General features: G+C 69.9%; 20 protein-coding genes. 6 read left to right on the forward strand and 14 right to left on the reverse strand.

Annotated features, from left to right (window positions below; genetic code table 11):
• A partial coding sequence (locus ACFXHE_RS03565; protein WP_379379398.1) for an EVE domain-containing protein occupies positions 1 to 352 on the reverse strand: 352 nt, incomplete at its 3' end.
• Positions 349 to 771 (reverse strand): SRPBCC family protein, encoded by a 423-nt coding sequence (locus tag ACFXHE_RS03570; RefSeq protein ID WP_379379400.1) that lies wholly within the window; start codon positions 769 to 771, stop codon positions 349 to 351. The genes ACFXHE_RS03570 and ACFXHE_RS03565, both read right to left, overlap by 4 nt.
• Positions 772 to 900: 129 nt before the next feature.
• On the opposite strand from ACFXHE_RS03570, the gene ACFXHE_RS03575 reads away from it, so the two are divergent.
• Positions 901 to 1152, forward strand: a complete 252-nt coding sequence (locus ACFXHE_RS03575; protein WP_354840418.1) for a mycoredoxin — start codon at positions 901 to 903, stop codon at positions 1150 to 1152.
• A gap of 60 nt (positions 1153 to 1212) precedes the next feature.
• Here the strand turns inward: ACFXHE_RS03575 and nudC are convergent, their stop codons facing one another.
• From nudC to ACFXHE_RS03595, 4 genes are all read right to left on the reverse strand, one after another.
• Positions 1213 to 2133: an NAD(+) diphosphatase gene (gene nudC / locus ACFXHE_RS03580; RefSeq protein ID WP_379379402.1), complete on the reverse strand. Its 921-nt coding sequence runs from the start codon at positions 2131 to 2133 to the stop codon at positions 1213 to 1215.
• Positions 2134 to 2159: 26 nt separating this feature from the next.
• A complete protein-coding gene (locus ACFXHE_RS03585; protein WP_379379404.1) occupies positions 2160 to 3218 on the reverse strand; it encodes a potassium channel family protein in 1059 nt (352 codons plus the stop codon).
• Between the two features lie 120 nt (positions 3219 to 3338).
• Entirely contained in the window at positions 3339 to 7091 is a 3753-nt protein-coding gene (locus ACFXHE_RS03590) for an ATP-dependent helicase (protein ID WP_379379406.1), read from the reverse strand.
• Positions 7091 to 10915, reverse strand: a complete 3825-nt coding sequence (locus ACFXHE_RS03595; RefSeq protein ID WP_379380371.1) for an ATP-dependent helicase — start codon at positions 10913 to 10915, stop codon at positions 7091 to 7093. Before ACFXHE_RS03595 ends, ACFXHE_RS03590 begins: the two co-directional genes overlap by 1 nt.
• A 107-nt stretch (positions 10916 to 11022) precedes the next feature.
• On the opposite strand from ACFXHE_RS03595, the gene ACFXHE_RS03600 reads away from it, so the two are divergent.
• Genes ACFXHE_RS03600 through ACFXHE_RS03610 form a run of 3 tightly spaced genes read left to right on the forward strand, consistent with a single transcriptional unit; the run spans position 11023 to position 12920 of the window.
• Complete coding sequence (locus ACFXHE_RS03600; protein WP_379379408.1) at positions 11023 to 11808, forward strand: alpha/beta fold hydrolase; 786 nt, start codon at positions 11023 to 11025, stop codon at positions 11806 to 11808.
• A 15-nt stretch (positions 11809 to 11823) separates the two neighbouring features.
• The gene (locus tag ACFXHE_RS03605; protein ID WP_354840404.1) at positions 11824 to 12126 is read left to right on the forward strand and encodes an MGMT family protein; all 303 of its coding nucleotides are present in this window, start codon (positions 11824 to 11826) and stop codon (positions 12124 to 12126) included.
• Between the two features lie 35 nt (positions 12127 to 12161).
• Entirely contained in the window at positions 12162 to 12920 is a 759-nt protein-coding gene (locus tag ACFXHE_RS03610) for a VOC family protein (protein ID WP_379379410.1), read from the forward strand.
• Positions 12921 to 12971: 51 nt separating this feature from the next.
• Here the strand turns inward: ACFXHE_RS03610 and ACFXHE_RS03615 are convergent, their stop codons facing one another.
• Together ACFXHE_RS03615 and ACFXHE_RS03620 are read right to left on the reverse strand one after the other, a co-directional pair.
• On the reverse strand, positions 12972 to 13256 hold the full coding sequence (locus ACFXHE_RS03615) for a WhiB family transcriptional regulator (protein WP_379379412.1): 285 nt from the start codon (positions 13254 to 13256) through the stop codon (positions 12972 to 12974).
• Positions 13257 to 13305: 49 nt separating this feature from the next.
• Positions 13306 to 13788, reverse strand: a complete 483-nt coding sequence (locus ACFXHE_RS03620; RefSeq protein WP_379379414.1) for a hypothetical protein — start codon at positions 13786 to 13788, stop codon at positions 13306 to 13308.
• 179 nt (positions 13789 to 13967) lie between these two features.
• Between ACFXHE_RS03620 and ACFXHE_RS03625 the strand changes: the two genes are divergently transcribed.
• Positions 13968 to 14849, forward strand: a complete 882-nt coding sequence (locus tag ACFXHE_RS03625; RefSeq protein ID WP_379379416.1) for an alpha/beta fold hydrolase — start codon at positions 13968 to 13970, stop codon at positions 14847 to 14849.
• 69 nt (positions 14850 to 14918) lie between these two features.
• On the opposite strand, the gene ACFXHE_RS03630 is transcribed toward ACFXHE_RS03625, so the two are convergent.
• Positions 14919 to 15704, reverse strand: coding sequence for a helix-turn-helix domain-containing protein (locus ACFXHE_RS03630; RefSeq protein ID WP_379379418.1), 786 nt, complete (start codon positions 15702 to 15704; stop codon positions 14919 to 14921).
• A gap of 355 nt (positions 15705 to 16059) precedes the next feature.
• On the opposite strand from ACFXHE_RS03630, the gene ACFXHE_RS03635 reads away from it, so the two are divergent.
• On the forward strand, positions 16060 to 17808 hold the full coding sequence (locus ACFXHE_RS03635; protein ID WP_379379420.1) for an NTP transferase domain-containing protein: 1749 nt from the start codon (positions 16060 to 16062) through the stop codon (positions 17806 to 17808).
• A 7-nt stretch (positions 17809 to 17815) separates the two neighbouring features.
• Here ACFXHE_RS03635 and ACFXHE_RS03640 read toward each other — a convergent pair whose 3' ends face one another.
• The 5 genes from ACFXHE_RS03640 to ACFXHE_RS03660 all read right to left on the reverse strand — a co-directional run bounded on the left by ACFXHE_RS03640 (position 17816) and on the right by ACFXHE_RS03660 (position 24209).
• Positions 17816 to 18544 carry a helix-turn-helix domain-containing protein gene (locus ACFXHE_RS03640; protein WP_379380373.1) on the reverse strand — a complete coding sequence of 243 codons (729 nt, stop codon included), beginning with the start codon at positions 18542 to 18544 and terminating at the stop codon, positions 17816 to 17818.
• A 262-nt stretch (positions 18545 to 18806) separates the two neighbouring features.
• Positions 18807 to 20783 (reverse strand): dipeptide ABC transporter ATP-binding protein, encoded by a 1977-nt coding sequence (locus ACFXHE_RS03645; RefSeq protein WP_379379422.1) that lies wholly within the window; start codon positions 20781 to 20783, stop codon positions 18807 to 18809.
• On the reverse strand, positions 20780 to 21670 hold the full coding sequence (locus tag ACFXHE_RS03650) for an ABC transporter permease (RefSeq protein WP_379379424.1): 891 nt from the start codon (positions 21668 to 21670) through the stop codon (positions 20780 to 20782). Before ACFXHE_RS03650 ends, ACFXHE_RS03645 begins: the two co-directional genes overlap by 4 nt.
• Positions 21667 to 22626 carry an ABC transporter permease gene (locus tag ACFXHE_RS03655; RefSeq protein ID WP_379379426.1) on the reverse strand — a complete coding sequence of 320 codons (960 nt, stop codon included), beginning with the start codon at positions 22624 to 22626 and terminating at the stop codon, positions 21667 to 21669. The genes ACFXHE_RS03650 and ACFXHE_RS03655 overlap by 4 nt, the downstream gene beginning before the upstream one ends.
• Positions 22623 to 24209 (reverse strand): ABC transporter substrate-binding protein, encoded by a 1587-nt coding sequence (locus tag ACFXHE_RS03660; protein ID WP_379379428.1) that lies wholly within the window; start codon positions 24207 to 24209, stop codon positions 22623 to 22625. Before ACFXHE_RS03660 ends, ACFXHE_RS03655 begins: the two co-directional genes overlap by 4 nt.
• Positions 24210 to 24315 lie beyond the last annotated feature (106 nt).

Below are 24315 nucleotides of genomic sequence, written 5' to 3' on the forward strand. Positions count from 1 at the left end.
AGTCGCCTGTGGGGGAGTTTGTGGATTTCCGGGCGGGGGTGCGTGGGTGGGTGTGGGGCCTGGGGGGGGCGGGGGAGGGGCACCCCCCCCCCCGCCGCCAGGGGCGGAAGCAGCCGCCCTGCTCCTCGACCTGCCAGGCCGGGCCATCGGCGACGGTGCCGATGGCGGTGAAGGATTTGATCGGTTCGCCCTCGCGCATGCCAGTGCGGGGTGAGTAGTAGACCAGTCCGTCCCCGGCCTTCATGCGTTCCACGGCCGCGCGCTTGCCGTGATTGGCCTGCGCGAAGCCGAGTTCCACACCCCGGCGGACATGATCGCGGGAGACGACCCCGAGCCAGTACCTGGTGCTCATACCAGCACCGCCTCGGCGGCCGCGACCAGCGCCTCGACATCGCCCTGCAGGGACTTGGCGAGATTGCCGCCCATGATCTTGTTCCAGAAGCCGCGCAGCGGGCCTTCCATGGTGATGCGGACCTTCACGGTGGTGCGCTCACCGTCGGTGGTGACCTCGTGGGCGAAGATCAGCCGCGCGCCGATCAGCGTGGACGAGTCGATGAATTCGGTGTCGGTGAGCTTGGTGACGACGAACTTGGTCTTGGGACCACCCTTGGGCTTGATGACGCCGGTCGCGCCCTGCTCGAACTCGCCGTCGAGCTTGGCCCACTCGGTGTCCTGGTTCCACTCGTGCCAGGTGGCCATGTCGGCCCACTTGGCGAAGAAGGCGGCGGGGGTGGCGGTCGAGGTGGCGGAGGCTTCAGCGATGAACGTCATGCAATTAGTATGCGCGCTTAGTACTTCTTCGTCAACCCCTGATCGTCGATCGGTTCGGAACAGGGTCGATCGGCTCACAACCGACCCTCCGCGGGGAACACGATCAGCGGCGAGTATGTTGCACCGACCGTGACTGCTACCGATCTGACCATGTACTCGACGACCTGGTGCGGCTACTGCCGTCGCCTCAAGAAGCAGCTCGACGAGGCCGGCATCACCTACGAGGTGATCGACATCGAGGACCACCCCGATGCCGCCGAATTCGTGGGCAGTGTGAACAACGGCAATCACGTTGTGCCGACCGTGAAGTACCGCGACGGCTCGACGGCCACCAACCCCACCCTGGTACAGGTGAAAGAGGCCCTGGCCGCCATCGGCTAGCCCCGGGGATGAAGAAAGAAGCCGCACACCAGTAGGTGTGCGGCTTCTTGTTGTGCCCGATCAGCTTTCGGCGGCCCAGGATTCGACAATGGTCCGGGCGATCGAAATCGACCCGGGCAGAAGCAGTTTCGCCTCGCCGCCGGTAGCCCCGGTGGGCGAGCCCCACGCGCCCGCGGCCAGCGCGGCCCGCACCTCGTCGCGGGTGAACCAGTAGGCCTCGGCGATCTCGCCGTCGTGGAAGGACAGCGGCTGGTCCGGGTCGGCGACGGCGGCGAAGCCGAGCATGAGCGAGCGCGGGAAGGGCCAGGGCTGGCTGCCCAGGTAGCGGATCTCGCGGACGTCGACGCCGACCTCCTCTTTGATCTCGCGTTCGACGCAGCGTTCCAGCGACTCCCCCGCCTCCACGAAACCGGCCAGCAGCGAGAACAACCCCTGCGGCCAGGTGTGCTGGCGGGCCAGCAGCACGCGGTCGCCGCCGTCGTGGATGAGGCAGATGACGGCCGGGTCGGTACGCGGGAAATCCTCGTGCCCGGTTTCGCTGATGCGCGACCAGCCGCCGTTGGCAGAGGTGGTGGAGGTGCCGTCGACCGCGCTGAAGGCGGCCTTGTCGTGCCAGTTCAGCAGGGCGATGGCGGTGGAGAGCAGGCCGGTGCCGAAATCGTCGAGGTCCAGGGTGGAGCCGTAAGCGCGCAGGTCGGCCAGCGTGCCCTCGATGGTGTTGTCGCGCACGGCCCACAGGTGGGTGCCGTCGTCGACGCCGAGGAAGACGGCCTCGGGCGCACGTTCGGGGGCGAGGGTGAGTGCGGGCTCGAGCACCACGGCCCCGTTGTCGACGCGGACCTGACCGCGCTTGTTCATTCGCAGGAGTTTGGCCTGGGCCCAGCCCTCTTTCAGGGCCTGTTCGTCGGAGCGGAGGTCTTCGGCCCGGTCGAGTGAGGTACGGGACAGCACCGGAACGGCATTCAGCTGGAAACCTGACACACCCCGAGACTAGACGGGCGTGATCGTCAGGCGTGGACGCGGCGCAGATAGAGGAGCTTGTCCCCCGTCTCGAGGGCGTCGGTCTCGGGATCGCCGACGCGGATGAGGCGGCCGTCGCGGACCACGCCCAGCACGATGTCGCGCAGGTGACGCGGGGAGCCGCCGATCTCCTCGGTCTCCACGTCGCGTTCGGCGATGGCGAAGCCGGCCTCGGGGGTGAGCAGGTCCTCGATCATGTCGACCACGGCCGGGGTGGTGGTGGCGATGCCGAGCAGGCGGCCGGCGGTCTCGGAGGACACCACCACCGAGTCGGCGCCGGACTGACGCAGCAGGTGGGTGTTCTCGGCCTCGCGCACCGCCGCGGAAATCTTTGCCCTGGGATTGATTTCGCGGGCGGTGAGGGTGACCAGGACGGCGGTGTCGTCGCGGTTGGCGGCCACCACGACGGCCGCGGCGTGCTGAACTCCGGCCAGCCGCAACACATCCGACTTGGTGGCCGAGCCGTGCACCGTCACCAGTCCGGCATTGGCGGCGAATTCGAGCACCTGCGGGTCGGTGTCGACCACCACGATGTCGCCGGCCTGCGCGCCGTCGGCCAGCATGGCGTCCACTGCGGTGCGGCCCTTGGTGCCGTAGCCGACTACCACGGTGTGATTACGCACGGTGCGCCTCCATCGCTGAATCTTGAACGCCTGCCGGGACCGTTCGGTGAGCACCGACAGAGTGGTGCCGACCAGGACGATGAGGAACAGGATCCGCAGCGGCGTGACAATGAGAATATTGATCAGCCGCGCGGTGGGGGTGACCGGTGTGATGTCGCCGTAGCCGGTGGTCGACAGCGACACCGTGGCGTAGTAGGCGCAGTCCAGCAGGCCCATCCGGTCGCGGGCGTTGTCGTGGTAGCCGTCGCGCCCGATGTACACCACCAGGGTGGCCCCCACCAGCAGCAGCACCGCCACGCCCAGCCGTCGCACCAGGGAGTACCAGGGGCTGGACTGGGCGGAGGGGACCCGCAGGACGCCGACCAGAGCGTGGTCGGGCCGCTCGGTGAGACCGGCCAGTCCGCGCGAGGAGTCACCGAACACGCGAATCACCGGTCATTTCGGGCACTTCTGGCTGCGGCACAGGTCCGGAGCGTACCGGGCGAAACGCCGTGCGGCGGTTCCGGCGGGCGCGCGTCGCGAAGTCGCGCGGCGGTCCGGGGCTCAGTGCAGCGGGTCCGGCGGCACCGATTCCGGATCGGGTGGCGGCTCGAAATCGGGTGGGAAATCGAAGCCCAGCACGGGATCCCGGTGCGAGCCCGGGCGGGCAGCGGCGCGCTCGGTGGGCATCGACGCCGAGGGCGGTGGCGCATCCGGGCCCGGTGGCGCTTCCGGGTCGGGTGGCGGCTCGAACCCGGGCGCGGGTTCATCGTCGTGTCCGGCGGGTTCGGGTCGCCCCGAAGCGGCCGGGAGACGCAGCATTTCGACATCGGTGGGCTCGGCAGGACCCGGGTGGTCGTCGTCCGGCTCGGGCGGGAGCGGGGGTTCGGGCGGGGCCGGCGGAATCCGGCGGGGGGCCGCGTCGGTGATGATGGCGGCGAGTTCGGCTGGGCCGGGCAGGTGTTCGGGGGCGATGGTGCGGCCGGTGCGGACGTAGTGGAAGGCGGCGACCGTCTCGGCCAGCAGGTCGGATTCGGTGCGGCCACTGCGGGCGGCCTCCAGACGGGCCCAGGCCAGCCGGTAGACGGCGAGCTGGACGGCGACCGAATCCTCGTCGGCGCGTTGCGGTTCCGCGCCGGTCTTCCAGTCGACGATTACCCAGGTGCCGTCGGGGCGGCGGAAGACGGCATCCATGCGGCCGCGAATCACGGTGCCCGCGATGGTGGTTTCGAAGGAGATCTCCACCTCGACGGGATTGCGGTCGGCCCACGGGGAGGCGAGGAAGGCCTCCTGCAGGCGCATGAGGTCGGCGTCGATGTCGGTGATGTCGGCCGCGCCGGGCAGTTCCTCGAAGCCGAGTAGGCGCGCGCCGCCGAACCAGCGCTGCAGCCAGGCGTGGAAAGCGGTGCCGCGGCGGGTGTAGGGGCTGGGTGGGTACGGGAGCGGACGGCGCAGGCGCGCGGCGAGTTTCGCGGGATCGGCGCTCAGGTCGACCAGCGCGGTGGCGGCGAGCTGGCCGGGAAGTTCGACCTCGCGCATGGCCTGTTCGGCGGCGCGGTGCTCGGCGATGAGGGCGCTGACATCCTCGGCCCAGCCTTCGGGATCCTCGTCCTCTGGCTCGGGATCTGCTGCGGCGCCGCCGAATTCGGGTCCGAAGTCGAGTTCTGTCTGCTGTGGGCGGGATTCGGCGCGCAGGGTGTCGAGTGCGGCCTTGACCAGGGTCACGCCCTCCTCCACGAACTCGCGGCGGGAGCCGAGGGGGTCGCGCGGCCAGGTGGCGGTCTGCGGGTTGTCGGTGAAGGGGTTGGGGGTGTCGGGCAGGGGCGGATCGTCCCAGCGGTCGATGTGCACACCGCGCGCCGGCGCCGAGCCCGGGGCCTCGGTCTCGTGTTTGAGTTCGAGCAGAAAAGCGGAGGGGCCCTTGGGTTTCGAGCCGGTCTCCGACCAGTGGTGGGCGGAGACGAACAGGGCGCGCTCGGTGCGGGTGAGGGCCACGTAGAACAGCCGGCGCTCCTCGTCGAGGCGACGGGCCGCGAGGGCCTTCTTATGGTCGTCGAGGGCGCGTTCCAGGTCGGCGCGGTCGTAGAGGTCGGCCAGGTCGAGGACGGGGACGCCGTCGGTGGCGTCCTCCTGCTCGCGGTCACCGCGCAGCGCGGTCGGGAGTTCGGCGAGCGCGCCCATCCAGGTGGCGGTGCCGGTGCCGGACGGGAAGGTGCCGTCCACCACGTGCGGGACCGCGACCACCTCCCATTCCAGGCCCTTGGCCGCATGCACGGTGAGCACCTGGACGCGGTCGTGAGCGACCTCGACTTCGCCTGGCTCCAAACCGTTTTCGACCTCTTCGGCGGCGGCGAGGAAGTCGAGCAGGCCGGACAGGGAGGAGCGGTGGTCGGCGGAGTATCCGGCCACCACCTCGGCGAAGGCGTCGAGGTGCTCGCGCCCGGCGGCGGCATGGGTGCGGCGGGCCTGGGTCTCCACGCCGATGCCGATGGTGCGCTCCACATCGGCGACCAGTTCGGCCAGCGGCTGCCCGGCCCGCTCGCGGAGCGCGGAGAGCTCGCGGCCGAGCGCCGTGATGCGGGCGAAGCCCTGGGCCGAATACTGGTCCGGCTCACCGGGATCGGCGATGGCGTCGCCGAGACCGGCCTTCTCGGCGGGTTCGGGCGCGACCTCGCGCAGCGCCTCGTCCAGGGTGGCGGTGTCGGTGATGGCGTCGGTCTGCCCGGCGGGGCGGCGGATGGACAGCTCCCGCGCACGGCGGGACAGGGCCGCAATGTCCGCGACGCCGATCCGCCAGCGGGCACCGGTCAGAATGCGCACCGCCGCGCTACCGGCCGACGGGTCGGCGACCAGGCGCAGGGTGGCGACGATATCGGCGACCTCCGGCGTGTGCAGCAGCCCGCCCAGGCCGACGATCTCCACGGGTAATCCGCGCTCCCGCAGGGCTTCCGCGAGCGGGGCGGCATCGGCATTGCGCCGCACCAGCACCGCGGAGGTGGGCGGCGGGTCGCCCGCGTCGCTCGCGGCCTCCCATTCGGCGGCGATCCGTTCGGCGACCCACTCCCGTTCCACCGCAACGGTTTCCGCGAGCGCCAAGGCGACCAGTCCGGCCGTGGCGTCCGGGCGGGGCCGCAGCGCGTCCACCGTCACTCCCCCGCCGCGCGCCGCCCGCTCGCGCAGGGGATCCGACACCAGGTTGGCCAGATCCAGGGCCTCCGGCGGATTCCGCCAGCTGGTGAGCAGCGGCAGGATCGGTGCGGGAATCCCCGGGGCACTGGGGAAGTCGGTGGCAAAGCGCGGCAGATTGGCCGCCGACGCGCCGCGCCAGCCGTAGATCGACTGCATGGGGTCGCCGACCGCGGTCACGGCCAGCGGTTGCCGGGTCCGCGCGGCGGCCGGGTCGGGCGGAGCCGTCACACCGAAGAGGGAGGAGAGCAGGATGCGCTGGGAGTGGCCGGTGTCCTGATACTCGTCCAGGAGGACCAGGCGGAAGCGATCGCGTTCGGCCGCACCGACTTCCGCGTGGGTGGCGGCCAGACGGGCGGACAAGGACATTTGCGCGCCGAAGTCCAGGGCGCCCCGGCGGCGCAGTTCCTCGGCGAGACGATCCACCAGGGGCAGCAGGGCGACGCGCTCGTGCTGCGCTTCGAGGAGGTCGAGGAGAGCCTTCTTGGGGCCGCCCTTCTGCCGGGGTCCGGCGGGGAGGGTGTGGACGAGGCGCTCCAATTCCAGGTGGGCCGCGGCCAATTGGTGCGGTTCCACCAGGTGTTCGGCGAGCTGGCCGGAGAGGGCGAGCACGGCCTCGGTGACGCCGACGGGGCTGCGGTCGGTGTCGAGGTCGCCGTCCCAGGTGGAGACGACCCGGTAGGCGAGCTGCCACAGCTGGGTCTGGGTGAGCAGGGTGGCGGTGGGTTCGACCGGCAGCAGCAGGCCGTATTCGGTGAGCAGGCGGCCCGCGTAGGAGTGGTAGGTGCTGATCTCCGGTTCGGACGAGGCGAGCTGGGCGCGCAGGTGGCCGGTGGGGTCGATGTCGCGCACCACCGGTGCGCCGGCCAGCCGGGCCAGCCGGGTGCGGATGCGCTGGGTGAGCTGCTGGGCCGCCTTGCGGGTGAAGGTCAGTCCCAGCACCTGTTCCGGTTCGACCAGGCCGTTGGCCACCATCCAGACCACGCGGGCGGCCATGGTCTCGGTCTTGCCCGCACCCGCGCCCGCCACCACCAGGGTGGGTCCCGGCGGGGCGGCGATAACAGCGGCTTGTTCGTCGGTGGGCGGCGGCAGGCCCAGCGCGTCGGCGAGCTGACGCGGGGTGACGCGCACTAGTCCGTCACCTGCCGGCCGGTGTCCTGCACGGGGCAGCTGCCGGCGACCTTGCAGTGACGGCAGCCGTCATTGCGCATGGCGAGGTAGCTGGGGCCCTTGGAGGCATCGGCGGCGTCGTGGATGACGGTGCGCCAGGTCTCGATTCCGTCCCCGTCCAGCGGCGGCTGGGTGCGCTGGGTCGCGCCCTCCTTGCTGCTGGGCTTGGCCACGTAGACCAGGCGCGCGCCGCCGGGCTCGCCCTCGCCGAGCGCGCCCTCGGCGGCGGCGACCTGATAGGTGGCCAGCTGTGCGTGCTCCTCGGCGGCCTGCTTGGAGATGGGGGTCTTGCCGGTCTTCACGTCGACGATGACGAAGCGGCCCAGGGCATCTCGCTCCACCCGGTCCACCCGGCCGCTGATCCGCACCGGCTGTTCGCCGGGGCCGCGGGCGGGCAGCACGCAGTCCACCGGCACCTCGACGCCGATGGCGGTGAGCTCGTCGCGGGTATTGCGCAACCAGGCCAGGAAGGTGTCGACCATGGTCTCGGTGCGGCGCAGTTCCGCCCGGGAGTGCCAGTTCTCACCGTCGCGGGCGGTGGGGTCGACCTTCTTCCACGCCTTGGCCAGGGCCTGTTTGACCTGGTCCTCGCTGACCTGCCCGGCCAGCGCCTGCACCAGGGTGTGCACCAGATTGCCCTTGAGCGCGTGCGGGTTCTCGCCGTCCCCGCCGCCGTGCCGCTCCAGCGCCCAGCGCAGCGGGCAGGTCTTCAGCTGATCCACGGTGGACGGCGACAGCGAGATCGCGCCTTCTTCGCTGTTCCACAGCGGATCCGCCGAGGAGAGCTCCGCGGTGCCGTACCAGTCGTCGGGGTGTGCGCCGCGCACCCCGGCCTCCGCCAGCCGCGCCAGCTGCCGGGCCGCGCGCAGGCGGCGCTCCGGCGCGGTCTCGGGATCGCAGGCGGCGGAGCGCAATTCGGCGATGAGGGCGTGCATGGCCAGGGCGCGGCCCGGGTCCACCGGCGGCGGGATCCGGCCCGGCCGGCCGTCGGCGGCCTCGCCGTCCATGTCGGCCAGGAACCGCGACGGCACCAGATCCTGGTCCCCCGTGACGGATTCGACCGCGGTCACCAGCAGTGACCGGCGCGCCCGGCTGCACGCCACCAGCAGCAGTCGCCGCTCCTCGGCCAGCAGCGGCGCGGCCCGGCTCACCTTCTCTCCCGAACCGCCCACGCCCGCAAGCAGATCCACCAGATCCTCAACGCCGAGCAGGGTGCCGCGCGGCCGCAGATCGGGCCAGATGCCCTCCTGCACGGCCGCCACCGCCACGGTGTCCCACTCCCGCCCGGCGGCCGCGTGCGCGCTGCAGATGGTCACCGCCTCGCCCGGATCGGTGACCGGCGCGTTGTCCTGCGGAATCTCCTGCTGCTCCAGGTATTCCACGAATCCTTCGATGGTGGCGCGCGGCAGCCGGTCCACATACGCCGCGGCCGCCTCGAACAACCCGACCACGGCGTCGAGGTCCCGATCGGCCTGCATCCCGACCGCTCCCCCGCGCTCGGACTGCCCCACCCACCGCCGCTCCAGCGTGGAGCTCGTCCACACCCCCCACATCACGTCTTCCAGCCCGCCCCCGTCCCGCCGCACCTTCCGCGCCCGCCCCAGCGCCTTCAGCACCCGCCGCAGCGGCGCGGCCTCCACCGGCGTGAGCTTCTCCAGCACCACCCGATTCCCGGCCCCCACCAGCAGATCCCGCAGAATTTCCGCCGACGACCGATCCAGGTCGGCGAATCGCTCCGCGTCCCGGTCGAATTCGGCGTCCGGTCGCGGCCGGACCGGGCTGTCGCCACGCGGCGGTGCGGCAGCGGACGACGAGCCCGCACCCGCACCGGGCGACTCGGAGGGCCGCCCGCTGTCTGTCGGATCCGATTCCGTCGCATCGGATTCGGCCGCGCCGATCGAATCGCGCTCGGCATCGTCCTCGGTCGCACGCTCCGGATATCCGAGCTCCATGACCGTGCGCCGGATACCGCGCCGCAGCCGCCGCAGACTGATCTGGTCGGCCCCGCCCAGCGGTCCGGCCAGCAGGTCGAGCGCGTCGTCGGCGGTGAACGCGATCGGCCGCGGATGCCGCACCGAGGTCGGATTGCCCGCGGTTACGGCCCGCAGCGCCAGCAACATCCACACCGCGCCCCGCCGCCGCGCGAGCGGAACATCCGCCGGCGGCTGCCGCACCGGCACACCGGCGGCCAGCAGCGCCCGCCGCAGCGGGGCCAGCGACAGTGGCACCGACCGCACGATCACCGCCATGTGCGACCAGGGCACCCCGTGGGTGAGATGCGCGCGCCGCAGATGATCGGCGATCAGTGCCGCCTCCTTCGCCGGTGTGGTCAGCACCTGCACCCGCACCTCGCCACCGGACTGCATACCGCCCCTGGCGCTCTCGGATCGACCGCGTTCATCGGTACCCCCGGCCGAGCACCGCGCCGAATCGCTCGCTCCGACCTGACTACGTCCGGTGCCGCCCCGATCGCCTGCGCCGGTCGTGCGCGGCGGGGCCGCGGCGGCGGGCCGGATGCCGTTCGGACGGCGCGTGCCGCCGTTGACGGTCGTGGACGTCGCGTCGTCCGGTCCCGATGTGCCGGCTGGGCCGTCGATGTGCGGCGGGGTTGTGGCACCGCGAGATTCGTCGCCGTCCACGAGGCCGGCGGCGATCTCGTGGAGGAAATCGAAGGTGACGGCAGTAGGGCGCGGATCGTGCGGTGGAGTGCGGTGGGGCGCGGCGCCGGGGAGGCGGGCCGCGATGCGGTCGGCTATTTCCTGGATAGCCGGGGTGGAGCGCTGGTTGTGGCGCAGGATGATTCGGCGGTCGGCGGGGGCGTCGGGGTCGGCGGCGAAGCGGGGGTCGGCGCCGCGGAAGGTGTAGACGGCCTGGTCGGGGTCGGCGGCGATGACCGTGGTGGCGGCGCCGCTGCCCAGGGCGCGGATGAGCTGGGCAGCATGGGGATCGAGGTGCTGGGCATCGTCGGCGAGGATGCAGTGCAGCCGATTGCGTTCGGCGGCAAGGAGTTCGGGGTCGGTGTAGAAGGCGTCGAGGGCGGCGGTGACGAGTTCGGCGGCGTCGAGGGCGGGGGCGCTGGCCTCGGGCACGTCCATGCCGACCGACCAGCGCAGCATCATGATCTGCTCGTAGCGTTCGGCGAAGCGCCCGGCGGCGACCCATTCCGGATGGCCGTGGGCGCGCCCGAGTTCGATGAGATCCTCGGGCCCCAGACCGCGTTCGGTGGCCCGCAGCATGAGGTCCCGCAATTGTTCGGCGAATCCGGCGGCGGGCAGCGCCGGATGCAGCCTTTCGGGCCATGCGGCGGCGCCGTCGGCGAGGTCGCCGCGCAGCAGTTCGCGCACCACGATGTCCTGCTCGGATCCGGTGAGCAGGCGCGGCGGCGGATTGCCGTGCGCCGCCGCGAACGAGCGCAGCAGTCCGAAGGCGTAGGAGTGGATGGTCCGCACCAGCGGCCCGCGGGTGGCGCCGGGCACCCCGCCCAGTTCCGGATCGGCCGCGGCGACGCGGGCGGTGATGGCGGCGCGCACGGCGGTGGCGGCGCGCTTGGTGTAGGTGAGCACCAGCACCGATTCGGGTGCGGCCCCGGCCAGGATGCGCGCGGCGGCCACATCGACCAGCAGCGCGGTCTTGCCGGTCCCGGGTCCGCCGAGCACCTGCCAGGGCTGCCAGCCGGGGTCGGCGCCGAGGTCGTCGAACAGCGGCCGGAGGGCGGCGTCCCACTCCCGTGAGGGGGTCTCCGCCTCGGCCCGGCGCACCAATTGCACCGAGCTATCCGATCGCATCACGTCGGCTATTTCAACAGACTGCCCCGACAGGTTTCGTTTGCCATGAGTTGGCCGTGCCGCCGATCACAGTCCGGAAGCTGTTCATATCGGGCGCAGGCAGCAGAATGGGCAGCGTGGTGGAGCTTCATAGTCATCGTTTCGGTCCCCCGACCGGTCCGGTCGTGCTGGCGTTGCACGGGTTGACGGGCCACGGCCGGCGCTGGCAGGCACTGGCCGACGAGCATCTCCCCGATGTCCGGATCATTGCACCGGATCTGCGGGGGCACGGGAGGTCGCCCGGCGTGCCGCCGTGGGATTTCGAAACTCTCGTCGATGATCTCGCGGCGCTGCTGGAGCGCGAGACGAGCGAACCCGTGGTGGTGCTCGGGCATTCGTTCGGCGCGGCCACCGCGGTGCATCTGGCGCATCGCCGCCCGGAGCTGGTGCGCGGGCTGGCACTGCTGGATCCGGCCATCGGCCTGGAACCCGAGCGCATGCTGGCCATCGCGAATTCCATGCTGGCGGCACCGGATTACGAGAGCCTCGAACAGGCCCGGTTCGACAAGCTGGAGACCTCGTGGGCCGAGGTGGACCCGGCGGTCCTGGATGCCGAGCTGGCGGAGCACCTGGTGCCCACCGCGAACGGCCGGGTGGGCTGGCGCATGACCATGCCGGCGATCATCGCCTTCTGGGGTGAGATCGCCCGGGACTTCGTGCTGCCGCCCCGCGAGATGCCGACGGTCATGGTGCAGGCGATGAAGGTGAACCCGCCGCTGGTGTCTCCGGACTTCCGCGCGGCGCTCACCGCTCACCTGGGTGACCGGCTCACCGTCCACGAATTCGATTGCGACCACATGGTCGCGCAGGCGCGGCCGGTGCAGACCGCCGCGCTGGTCCGTGCCCTGCTCTGACCCAGGAGGCGCGAAATGCCAACCACCGAAGCCGAAGTCGAGCGAGTACGCGAATTGGTCGCGGCCATTCCGCCCGGCCGGGTCGCCACCTACGGCGATATCGCGGCCGCGGCGGGTCTGTCCACGCCCCGCACGGTCGGCTGGATCATGCGCACCGATTCCGCGGACCTGCCGTGGCACCGGGTCCTGCGCGCAAACGGCACGCCCGCACCACATTTGGCGCATCGGCAGCTGGCCGAGCTGGCCGCGGAGGGCTGTCCGATCGCGGACGGCCGGGTGGACCTGCGGCGCGCCCGTTACCGGTTCGCCGAAACCTGATACGCGCCACCCCGCCCGCCGGTTACCGTGAAAAGATGTCCACCCGTCTGGCCTGCGTGGTGTTCGATGCGGTCGAGCCCAGGGCGGCGGCCCGGTTCTGGGCCGAGCTGCTGGGCTGGGAGGTGACGGTGGACCGGCCCGGCGAGGTCGATGTCGCCGCACCGGACCCGGACGCTCCGGACGTGGCGCTCACCTTCCTCCCGTCGCGGCGGCCCAAGACCGCCAAGAACCGCATCCACCTGGATCTGTGCAGCCGCTCGCTGGATCATCAGCGGCTGCAGGTGGACCGGGCGCTGGCCCTGGGCGCCCGCCGGCTGGACATCGGCCAGGGCGCGGTGCCGTGGACGGTGCTGGCCGATCCCGAGGGCAATGAGTTCTGCGTGCTGGAGCCGCGTGAGCAGTACGTGGACACCGGTGCGGTCGCGGCCATCGTGATGGATACCCGGGACCCGTCGCGGCTGGCCGAGTTCTGGTCCGCCGCCTGCGGCTGGCCGCTCACCCACCGGACCGCCCGCTACGCGGGTATCCGGGCCGCTACCGGGCAGGGCCCGTGGCTGGAATTCCTGCTCGAGCCGGCGGCGGCGGGTGAGCGCAGCCGTCTCCATCTGGATCTCGTCACCTTCCCCAGCGACGATCTCGTCGTGGAGGCGGCCCGGTTGCGGGCCGCGGGCGCGGTTCCGGTCGGCCCCGACGCACCGCCGTCCGGCGGTGAGTCACCGGCTGTCGAGCCGGTCCTGGTCCTGGCCGATCCGGAGACCAATGAATTCTGTCTCTTACGAGCGACTATCGAGTGACGCTGCTGATCCCGACCGCTTCCCCGCGCGAGGATCAGGTCCGGTTAGCCGTCAGGCCGCGCCGCGCTCGTAACGACGGCGCTCGCGCGGCGAAAGGCCGCCCCAGATGCCGAAGCGCTGATCGTGGGTGACTGCGTAGTCGAGGCATTCCTTGCGCACCTCGCAGGAGGAGCAAATGCGCTTGGCCTCCCGGGTGGAGCCGCCCTTGTCGGGAAAGAATGCCTCGGGATCGGTTTGGGTGCACAGCGCCTGCTGATGCCAGGATTCGCTCTCGGATCCGTCGCGGCGGGCGAGGGATTCGAACATTGCGTCGAAATTCGTGAAAAGCAGCTTCACTTCCTCTATCCCTTCAATAAGTTTCAGAAAGAAAAACGCGCGGTATGTTTTACGCGCGGCTCATACCGCAGTCACCACTGACGGCAGCGAGGCGGGCCTGCTCACCATTGACGAAGATACGACGGGCGTGCACGGCCGCCGGCGCACCCGACCACGGCGCGAGCGCGGTGGTGAACATGAGTTCGCACCAGCTCAATGCCGGAACCTCACCGCACGCGAGGGTATTCAGCAGAGACAGTTCCTGATCGCTGTCATTCCAGGCGGCGAACAGCCAGGAGGCATCCAGCCGGCCCAGGAATTCTTCGGCGTCTTCCGGAATGCCGAGCGGAGCATCTACCGCGAGGTGAACCACGGCCGAAATCGCATGGCGCATCCGCGCATCCAGGCCGACCCCGTCGTGCAACAGCAGACCTTCGAGCGACTCCCGCAATCCCGCGCCGCGATCGATCCGGAAGTCGTTGCGCCGAGCTGCGGTGGTAACGTCGAACATTTGTTTCCTCCCTTGAAATTGCGCTTGTCCCAAAAGCGCCACGGCCTGATTAAAAGTGGCTCGTGATCTTGTTGTCCAGTTTTGAGGCAATCTGGGGCAAACCCCTAGCAGTACTGACACTGGCCAGTGTGGGTACCCGTCGGGAACCTCACCGAACGGTGCCTGGCACCACACGGGCAAACATGTAGGGAGCGGCCGCTTCCGCCGTCTAGGGTCCGACCATGCCTTATGTGCGATCAGGTTCTGCAACAGTTCATTACGTCACCAGCCAGATCAACGGCCCGACCCTGCTGCTCGCCCACGGGTTCCTCATGGACGAGTCGATGTTCGAGCCGATGCGCGAACCTCTGGCAGACGCCGGTGTCAATCTCGTAACGGTCGATGCGCGGTGCCATGGTCGCACCCAGTCACCCGATGGCGAACCGTTCAGCTATTGGGATCTGGCGGCGGACGGATTTGCGGTCCTCGATGAACTAGGAATCGAGAAGGCGGTCATCGGCGGAATGAGCCAGGGCGGCTACGCCGCATTACGCATGGCACTGCTGGCGCCGGAGCGGGTGCAGGGCCTGGCCCTGATCGATACCGAGGCCACCGCGTGCAATCCGGCCGAATTGGCCTACTACCGCGAATTTTTCGAATGCTGGACCGGTCCGGAGCCGCTGGCCCCACTGGTCGCCGAATTGGCCCCGCAGCTCATCGGCGGCACCGATCCGCGGTTGTGGCGCGCCTGGACCAGCCGCTGGTACAACTCCGACCGCCAGAGCATCATGCCCGCCGCCCGGTGCCTGATGGACCGGCGCTCGGTACTGCATCGACTACCGGAGATCTCCGTGCCGGCCCTGGTGGTGCGCGGTAGTCACGACGCCAACAGCACCGCCCAGAAGTCCGAGGCGTTGGCCACCGGGCTGGCCGGGGCCGGCGGTGTGGTCACTATTCCGGGCGCGGGGCACGGCGCGGCCTGGACTCACCCGGAAGTGGTTGCGCCGCTGCTGATCCGGCTGGTCGAGCTGTCCAATGCCCGGCGGGAGAACCGGCTGACGCGGGCGCTGTCGACACCGTGGCCGCGAATGCGCGGGGGACGCGAGGTCCAAGCCGTGCGGTGACGGGGAGCCTTCCGCCCCGGGTGTTCGAGGGAGCGGGCCGTGCCCAGGGCGGTCAAGGCCGGCGGATTCTCACCCGGCCTCGTGCCAGCTCGGAATGCCGAGGAAGATTTGAATCTGGCTGGGGTAGGCCGCATTGAAGACACTGAACAGCTGCACCGCGATATCGAAGCGCTGGTTGCGCTCGCGGTCGCGCAGGCGCATGGTGGCGCGGGGCCGGCCGTAGGCCGCGACGCCCTCGTCCCACATTTCCCGGAAAAGTCCGAAACGTCCGAGTTCTCCGAGAAATTCAACCGACCAGGCGGTATCTCCAGAGCTCGCGATCAGACCGCGCAGCCAGTGCACGGTCAGCCGGACCTCCTCCTCCCACTCGACCATGACCTCGCGGGCGGCCTCGTTGCCCAGAAACCAGCGCAGGATATTGATGTCCCGCTCCAGCCCGGGGAAGGCGCGGGAGTAGCTTTCGTTGCAGGCGAGCACATTCCAGCGGGTGTCGACGTAGGCGGCGAGATTTGGTTCGTGCAGGTCGAGGGCGCGGCGCATGTCATCGGTGATTTCACCGCGCAGTTGTTCCACTGTGGGGAATTCGCTCACGCCGAGTCCGGCCAGATCGAGCAGATGCCGGCGCTCGACGGCCGACAGCGGGGTTATTCGGTCCAGATATCGCAGCAGCGCATCCACCACTTCGCGGGTGGGGTGGCCGCGATCGCCCTTCTCCAAATGGCTGATGTAGCTGGCACTCACGCCGGCATTGAACGCCAGCCTTTCTCGTGATACGCCTCGTTCATCACGCAGGCGGCGCAGCAGCAGTCCGAATGTCGGCGGCTTCAGATCGTCGGAGTCCCTATCCGGTTTCACGCCCAGCACCACGCCGTTCCCTCTCCACAAACATTCAGCAAACCAACCTTCATCGCTCTGAGTCCTCCCGGTACCGGACAGTGGGACCCGGTGTGACGCCTGGTGTGAACGGTGACGAACGCCGCGTACTCCGCCAGTTCTCAGGTCGGATACTGCCATATGAGATTGTTCTCAACGTTAAAACAAGACCATTTCTACTATGTGTCGTGGCACATCTCATAACGTAACGACTAACGGCAATTGCTTAGCAAGCGCAGGTTTCCGGGCGCGCCCAACAAGCTCCGAACAGCCTGCCACTACGATCTTCAACCATGCGCTGTGTACGAAGGACACGCCCCTGCCCCGGAACGGGCTCGTGACACCCGTCGACGCCATCGTGCTGGCCGGCGGAAAGGCCAGCCGGATGGGCGGGGTGGACAAGCCGGCCATCGTGGTCGGCGGGCAGTCCATGCTGGACGCGGCGCTGGCGGCGGTCGCCGACTGCGCACGCACCGTGGTGGTGGGCCCGCATCGGCCCGAATTGCCGCCGGAAATCCTTCAGGCACAGGAGATACCGGCCGGAGCGGGCCCGGTGGCGGCCATTGCCGCGGGGCTGGGCGCCCTCGCCGGTTGCGAGTTCCCGGCCGGGCTGATCGTGGTGCTGGCCGCCGACATGCCCTTCCTCACCGCCTCGGCGGTGGACGAATTGCTTTCCCACGCACGGGAATCCGGCAGCGACGCGGTCTTCGCCGCGGATGCCTCGGGCCGCCCGCAGTATCTGGTCGGGGTGTGGCGGCGCGCCGCCCTGGTCGCTGCTTTGAAAGACCTGGATTCCCTGGTGAATCGGCCGATGAAAGCGCTGGTGCCGGTGGATACCGCCATGGTTACGCTACCCGGCGTGGACGACTGCGACACCCCTGAGGACGTGCGGCGGGCCCGGACCGGGGCGGCACTCACGGCCGCGCCGCTGTGGCTCGACGAGGCCCGGGATGTGCTGCGCGGGAGCATCTCCCCGCTGCCGGTGCGCCGCGCGGTGCTGCGGGCCGCGCGCGGCGCGACGCTGGCCGCGCCCCTGCTCGCGGCGGACGCCCTGCCGCGCTTCGATGTCTCGGCCATGGACGGTTACGCGGTGAGCGGCGACGGGCCCTGGCAGCTGCGCCGCGATATCGGTTTCGCGGGCGGGCAGCGGCCGGTGGGCCTGCTGGACGGCGAGGCGGTGCGGATCGCCACCGGCGCGCACGTGCCCGACGGGACCGGTTCGGTGGTGCGCGACGAGTTCGTCCGCCTCGAGGCCGACGGCACGTTGTACCGGCTGCCGGACACCCCGATTCGCGAGGATGTGCGCCGGCGGGGCGAATACTGGCTCCCCGGTGCGGAAGTCGCGGCCGCGGGCACCCCGGTGACGGCCGCGCTGATCTCGGTGGCGGCCAGCGCGGAGGTCGCGGCGGCGGACGTGCGCGGCCCGGTGCGGGCGCGCATCGTCATGACCGGCGACGAGATTCGCGGCGAGGGGCCGCTGCACACCGGTCAAACCCGGGACTCGATCGGGCCCATCCTGCCCGATGTCCTGGGCTGGTACGGCGTGGCCACCATCGATCGGGTTCACCTGCGCGACACCGCGAATGCCTTCGACGAGGTGCTGGCCGCGGCCGCGGACTGCGATCTGCTCGTCATCGTCGGCGCGACCGGCGGCGGCGCGGCCGATCAGCTGCGCTCGGCGCTGGACCGCTCCGAGGCCACCATGCTGCTGCGCCGCCTGCGCCTGCGGCCCGGGGGCTCCACGGTGGCTGCGCAATTGGCCTCCGGCACAGTCGTTCTGGGGCTGCCGGGCAATCCGTTCGCGGCGATCGCGACCCTGCTCACGCTGATCGGCGCCACGGTCGAGGGCCTGACGGGTGCGACCCCGGCCCGCTCGATCGTGGGCCCGCTGGTGAACGCTGCCGAGCTGACCGCGCCGGTGTTGCGCATCGTCCCGGCCCAGGCGCTGCCCGGCGGCGGCTTCCGGGGCGATCTCCGGTTGCGCACCGCGCACCTGGCCGATCTGCTGCACCGTGACGGCGTGGTGGTCGTCCCGGCCGACGCCGTGGACGGCGCGCCGGCCGAATTCATCCCGCTGCGTGGGTGACGCGGGTTCAGGCGGGTAGCCCGAGAACTGTCAGCAACTGGCCGGGGTAGGCGGCGCTGTCGAGTCGGCCGTGCTGGGCGTAGACCTTGCGCTGCAGCCCGGTGACCGGATTGCGCAGCTGCACGGCCCACACATGCGGTGCGAACTCCACGCCGCCCTCGGACCAGGCCTGCCGGAATTTCGGGAATTGCCCGAGATCACGAATGAGATCAGCGAATCCGTCGGTATTGCCCGATCGCCCGATCAATCCGCGCATCCAGCGGGTGACCCGGCGGGCATCGGCCTCCCAATTCACGATGACCCGGGTGGCCAGCTCATTGCCGAAGAACCAGCGCAGCATATTGCCGTCCTCGGTCAGGCCCGGGAAGGCGGCGTCCCAGCTGTCATTGCTGGCCAGCAGGTTGGCGCGGGTGTCGAGCAGGGCGGCCATATTCGGGCTGTGCAGCTCCAGGGCCCGCAGCATCTCGGGTGTGATCGCCGCGCGCAGTTCACTCGGGGAGGGAAGCTCGCCCGATCCCAGGCCCGCGAGGTCGCCGAGCTGGCGGCGGTCCTCGGTGGACAGCGGGTCCAACCGGTGCAGATAGCGGGTGAGCGCCTCGACCACTTCCCGGGTCGGGTTGCCGCGGTCGCCTTTCTCCAAATGCGTGATGTAACTTGCGCTTACACCGGCGTTGAATGCCAAACGTTCGCGCGAAACACCGCGATTGTCACGCAGGCGGCGGAGCAGGTTTCCCAAGGTGGGTGCTTCGAGTTCCTGAGAATCCTGTCCATATACCGCTTTCGCGCCCACCTGGTTCCCTCCTGTACGGAATCCCGGTGGCCCACCGCGCCTCCCTGTGGAGGCGCCGCCGAGATCTCCTTCGAGACGGATACTTACACAGATTCGGATACGAACCGTTCCGCGCGGCAAATCCAGTCAGTATCACCGGATACTCCTATTGGTATAAGTTCCGGTGTGTCGTGGCAGTCAGCGCGGAATGGCGCTCCCCAAATTACTCTCAGGCCCCCAATGCGAGCGGCACTTGGACGGACACGATTTCGTCTCGGCGCGCGCGGGCCGGATCCGGGGCGGGAACCGCGTCCAGCAGGCGCCGCGTGTACTCCTCGCGCGGATGCCGAAAAACGGCTGTGACCGGCCCTGATTCGACTATGCGACCCTCCTGCAGCACCACCGCGCGGTCGGCCACCTGATGCACGACGGCGAGATCGTGGCTGATGAACAGGCAGGCGAATCCGTATTCGGCGCGCAGATCGGCGAAGAGTTCGAGCACCTGCGCCTGCACCGAGACATCCAGCGCGCTGGTCGGCTCGTCCGCCACCAGCAGCCGTGGCGCGAGGGCCAGCGCCCGCGCCAAGGCGACGCGCTGGCGTTGCCCGCCGGACAGCTCGCCCGGCCGCCGGCTCGCATACTCGCGTGGCAGGCGTACGGATTCGAGCAGATCCCCGACCCTGGCCCGCAACAGCGCCCCCGAGGCCGCCCGGTGCACCCGCAGCGGTTCGCCGATCGAGTCCTCGAGGCTGTGCCGCGGATCCAGCGAGGCGGCCACGTCCTGATGCACCAGCGCGACGTTCTTGCGCAGCCCCCGCAATTCCCGCTGAGACAATCCGGTCAACGAGACGCCTTGCAACACGACCTCTCCCGAAGCCGCGGGCACTAGTCCCAGCGCAGTACGGCCGAGAGTGCTCTTACCCGAACCCGATTCCCCGACCAGACCCACCACTTCGCGCGGAGCCAGAGTCAGCGAGACATCATGCAGGGCCTGAAAGCGCTGGCCGTGGCGGCGGTAGACCACCGACAGGTCGCTGAGACGCAGCACTGGCTCGGCCGCCGACTCAGCGGTGGGCGCTGACTTCCCCGCCCCCGTGAGCACACTGGCCCCGGAAACACCGGAGGCCGAGTCAGTACCCGAAATGTCCGAAGCATCCCGGGACACGACTGCGCCCGCGGGCACCGGGAACACCCCATTGAGCGGGGGCACCGCCGCAGCACGTGGGGTGGGCGATGCGACCCGTTCAGCCGACCCGTCCGCATTCGCCGACGGCGCAGAAAGACCTGCGACGGTCGGCGATGACGCAGACAGCCCTGTCACAGACGCCGATGACGAAGTCGGCGCCGCCACAGTCGACGGTGACGCTGGGCCGGCGGGCAGCACGGGGACCGCGGCCAGTAGTTCGCGGGTGTAAGTGGACTGCGGAGTCGTGAAAAGGTCGTGAACCGGCTGGGTTTCGACTATTTCACCGGCGCGCATGACCACCACGCGGTCGGCGATGGCGGCTACTACGCCCAGGTTGTGGGTGATGAAGAGGATCGCGGTGTTATTGCGGCGCTGGAGGTCCTGGAGGAGGTGGAGGATTTCGGCCTGGACGGTGACGTCGAGGGCGGTGGTGGGCTCGTCGGCGATGAGCAGGTCGGGGGCGCCGGAGAGGGCCAGGGCGATGACTACGCGTTGCTTCTGGCCGCCGGAGAGTTGGTGGGGGTACCAGTCGACGCGTCTGGCCGGTTCGGGGAGGTCGACCTGGGTGAGGAGTTCGATGGCGCGGGCGCGGGCCTCGGACCTGCTGATCCGGCGGTGGGCGCGCAGGGCTTCGGCGATCTGGGTTCCGATGCGGCGCACCGGGTTCAGCGCGGTCTGTGGTTCCTGGAAGACCATGGCCGCGCGGGTGCCGCGGAGGGGGCGCAGGTCGGTGTCGGTGGCGCCGATGATCTCGGTGCCGTCGAGGCGGATCGAGCCGGTGGCGGTCGCGCCGGTGGGAAGCAGTCCGAGGACGGCGCGGGCGGTGAGGGACTTGCCGGAGCCGGATTCGCCGACCAGCGCGACGGTTTCACCGCGCGCGACGCGGACGCCGACGCCGTTCACCACCGTACGCGGGCCGAAACTCACCACCAGGTCGCGAATGTCGAGCAAGGTGTCGTCGGGCCTACCCGTCTCCCCACCGCCGCCCCTGCTGGAATCGCTTCGCGATGCTCCGTTCATATCATCCTCCGGGCGCGGCCCAGAGCCTGGGCGATCAACAGGAATCCGAGAGTGAGCGCCGAAACCACCAGCAGCGGGCCGACGGCCATGGCGGGATTGGCGTCCAGGTTGCGGGTGGACTCGGCGATGATCGACCCGAGTGACGGGTCCGGCGGGCGCACGCCGATGCCGATGAAGCTCATGGCGCTGTCCACGAACACCGCCAGGGACAGTGACAGCGCCAGCTGCACAGCGAGTGGTTCGATCACATTGGGCAGCACGTGTTTCCGCAGTGTCCAGCCGGTGCTCGCACCGATCACCGCGGCGGCCTCCACGTAGGGCTGTTCGCGCACGGCCAGCACGGCGGTGCGGATCTGGCGGCCGAAGATGGGGAGTTCGGCGGCGATGATCACGATGACGACCGCGTGCGCGCCCGGCCCGGTGACCGCGGTGAGCGCGATGGCGAAGATGAGCGCCGGGAAGGCGAGAATGAGGTCGAAGACGCGCTGCGCCAGCACATCCGCCACCGGGTTGACGGTGGCCGCCAGGCCGATGATCGAGCCCAGCACCGCGCCCGCCGGGACCGCCAGGAAGGCGATGAGCAGGTCCATGCGGATGCCGTAGAGGGTCCGGGTGAACACATCCCGGTTGAGCTCATCGGTGCCCAGCCAGTGGTCGCCGCTCGGGCCGAGCAGGTTTGCACCCGGAATCTGCTCCAGCGGGTCGTATTTCGTGAGGAGCCCGGCGCCGAGGGCCGCCACCGCGATGAGGGCGATCAGCAGCACGCCCGCCAGCCCCTGCCCGCGGGTCAGCGCCCGCAGCAGCGGGCGCCCCGGATTCGGTTCGCGGCCCGGGCTTTCCGTGACCGTCGTGGTGCCGCCGCCCTCGGCGACGGCGAGCTCGCTCATGCGCGGCCTCCGATGCGAATGCGCGGATCCAGGTAGGCGTGCGCGATGTCGGTGGTCAGCTGGATGGCCACGAACACGGCCACCGAGAACAGCAGCAGCGCCTGCACCACCGGATAGTCGCGCCGGTTGATGCCCTGCTCGATGAGCTGGCCGATGCCGGGCCAGGCGAACGCGGCCTCCACCAGCACCGCGCCGCCGAGCAGGTTGCCGGTCTGGATGCCGAGCGCGGTGAGCATGGTGGGCAATGCGTTTCGCAGCGCGCCATGGGTGATAATGCGACGGCGCGGAATGCCGAGGGCGCGGGCGGTGAGGACGTAGGGCTTGGCCAGTTCGGTGCGCAGGGCCTCGGTGAGGAAGCGGGTCAGCGCGGCGGCCACCGGCAGTCCCAGGCAGATGGCGGGCAGCAGCAGATACTGGACGGCGATGTCGGGCCGGGCCAGGAACCCGTCCGGCGGGATGCCGCCCGCGGGCAGGATCGGAATGGCGACCGCGAACACCAGCACCAGCAGCACACCGGTCACGAAGACCGGGATGGCGACGGTCACCGTATTGGCGGCCGCCACGATCGCATTGAGCCAGCGCCGATCCCACAGGACCGAGGCGACCGATACCGCGAGGCTGACGATCACCGCCAGCGACAACGCCGCGGCGGCCAGGATGAGCGTGTTCGACAGACCCCGCACGATGAGATCCGCGATCTGACCACCGATCACATAGGACCGCCCCAGGTCTCCGGTCAACACACCGCGTAGCCATGACAGGTACTGCGCCGGGATGGGCCGGTCCAGGCCGAGCTGATGCCGGATGGCGGCAATGGTTTCCGGGGTGGCGTCCGGCCCGGCCAGGGTGGTGGCCGGATCGCCGGGCACCAGCCGCATCAGCAGGAAAATGAGCACCGAAGCGCCGAAGAGGACCGCGAGAGCCGACGGCACCCGGCGCAGCAGATAGGCGGTCATGCCAGGAACGCCTGGGTGAACACGTGCTCGCGGCGCTTGGTCCAGTCGAAGCCGTGCAGTTTCCGGGATGCGCTGTCCTGCGGGTAGTGCACGCCGATCTCGATCAGGAACAGGCTGTCCAGCAGTTGATCGCTGAGTGCCTGGTAGGCGCGGGTGGCGTCCGGGCCGGTGGCGCGCGGCAGCTGCCAGGCGGCGTCGGCGGCCGAGACATAGTCGGGCGATTCGTAGTGGGAGGCGTTCTTGCGCGCGTTGAACGGGTAGGCGCTGACCGTCAGCGTGGACGGCACGAACTGCGCCCAGGAGTGGTCGGTGATCCACAGGCCCGGGAACTGCGCGCCGATCAGCTGTTTGATGAAGGTGGCGTTCTCGGTGGGCGCGAGTTCCACCTCGATGCCGATCTCGGCGAGGTTGGCCTGCACGATCTGCGCGGCGGCCTCGAAGACCGGGTAGGCGGTGTTGTAGGTGAGCGGCAGCTTGGGCGGTTTGGGCAGCTGCGCCAGAATCTGCTTGGCCTTGGCCACATCTCGCGTGTAGCGGCTGTTGCGGGAGTCGTCGAAGGCGGGAGAGTTCTTGGGCCACGGCAGGTTCAGCGGATAGCCGGCGCCGCGGAAGACCTCCTTGATGATGCGCTCACGATCCAGGGCGTACGCGATGGCCTGGCGCACCCGCACATCGGCGAGGGCGGGGTCGGCGACATTCGCGCCGACGTAGACCTGCAGCTCGGCTCCCTCGAAGGTGATGACGCGGAAGCCGTCGGTCTTGGCGAGGTTCTCGTTGTCGCGGTAGGTGATGCCGTCGGCGAGGTGGATCTGGCCGGTCTTGAGGGCGTTGAGCTGCGCCTGATTGTCGGCGATGACGGTGAATTCGACGCGATCCAGGTAGGGGCGGTCCGGCACCCAGTAGGCAGTGTTCTTCTCGAACACCAACTGCTGGTTGGGGATTCGCTGCACGAACCGGAAGGGGCCGGTGCCGATGATCTTGTCACCGGTGGCGAGCTGGTCGATGGACTCGCTGTCCAGGATGGGCACGGTGTCGAGCAGGTCGAACAGATTGCTCAGCGGGTGCGCCAGCGTCAGCGTGATGCGGTGCGGATCGCTGGTGTCGAAGCCGGTGACGGCGGCGGCCGTGCTCTTCAGCTGCGCCGACCACTTGGGATCGGCGTAGGTGCGCAGCGAGAACTCGACGTCCTTGGAGGTGAACGAGCGGCCGCTGTGGAATTTCACGTCGTCGCGCAGGTCCAGGGTGATGGACTTGCCGTCGGGGGCGAGGGTCCAGCTCTTGGCCAGGAGCGGCTGGGGTTCGAGCTTGTCGTGCGGGTAGCGCACCAGGGATTCGAAGACCAGGCCGATCACATACGGAGTGGTGCCGGTATTGGTGAGCAGGTTGGCGGGCACGAGGTCCACCAGCACGCCGTACTTCAGTGTCCCGCCGCGCACGGGTTGCGCGTTGTCGTCGCCGCCGCGTTGCTGGTTCACCGCCGAGGTGCAGGCGGCCAGCGCTCCGCTGCCGAGGATCGCCAGGGCGGCGACGGCGGAACCGCGCAGGAAATGACGGCGGTGCAGACCGCCGGGGGACGAATTCATCTGGAAAACCTCGAGTGTGGACCGGGGCCGAATGGTGTGCGGCGACGCTATCCGTGGATGTATGACGGATCACCGGTTGCACGCAGCCAGAGTGAAACCCTGGCTC

The organism is Nocardia sp. NPDC059229 (assembly GCF_042754165.1).
Taxonomy (GTDB): Bacteria; Actinomycetota; Actinomycetes; order Mycobacteriales; family Mycobacteriaceae; genus Nocardia.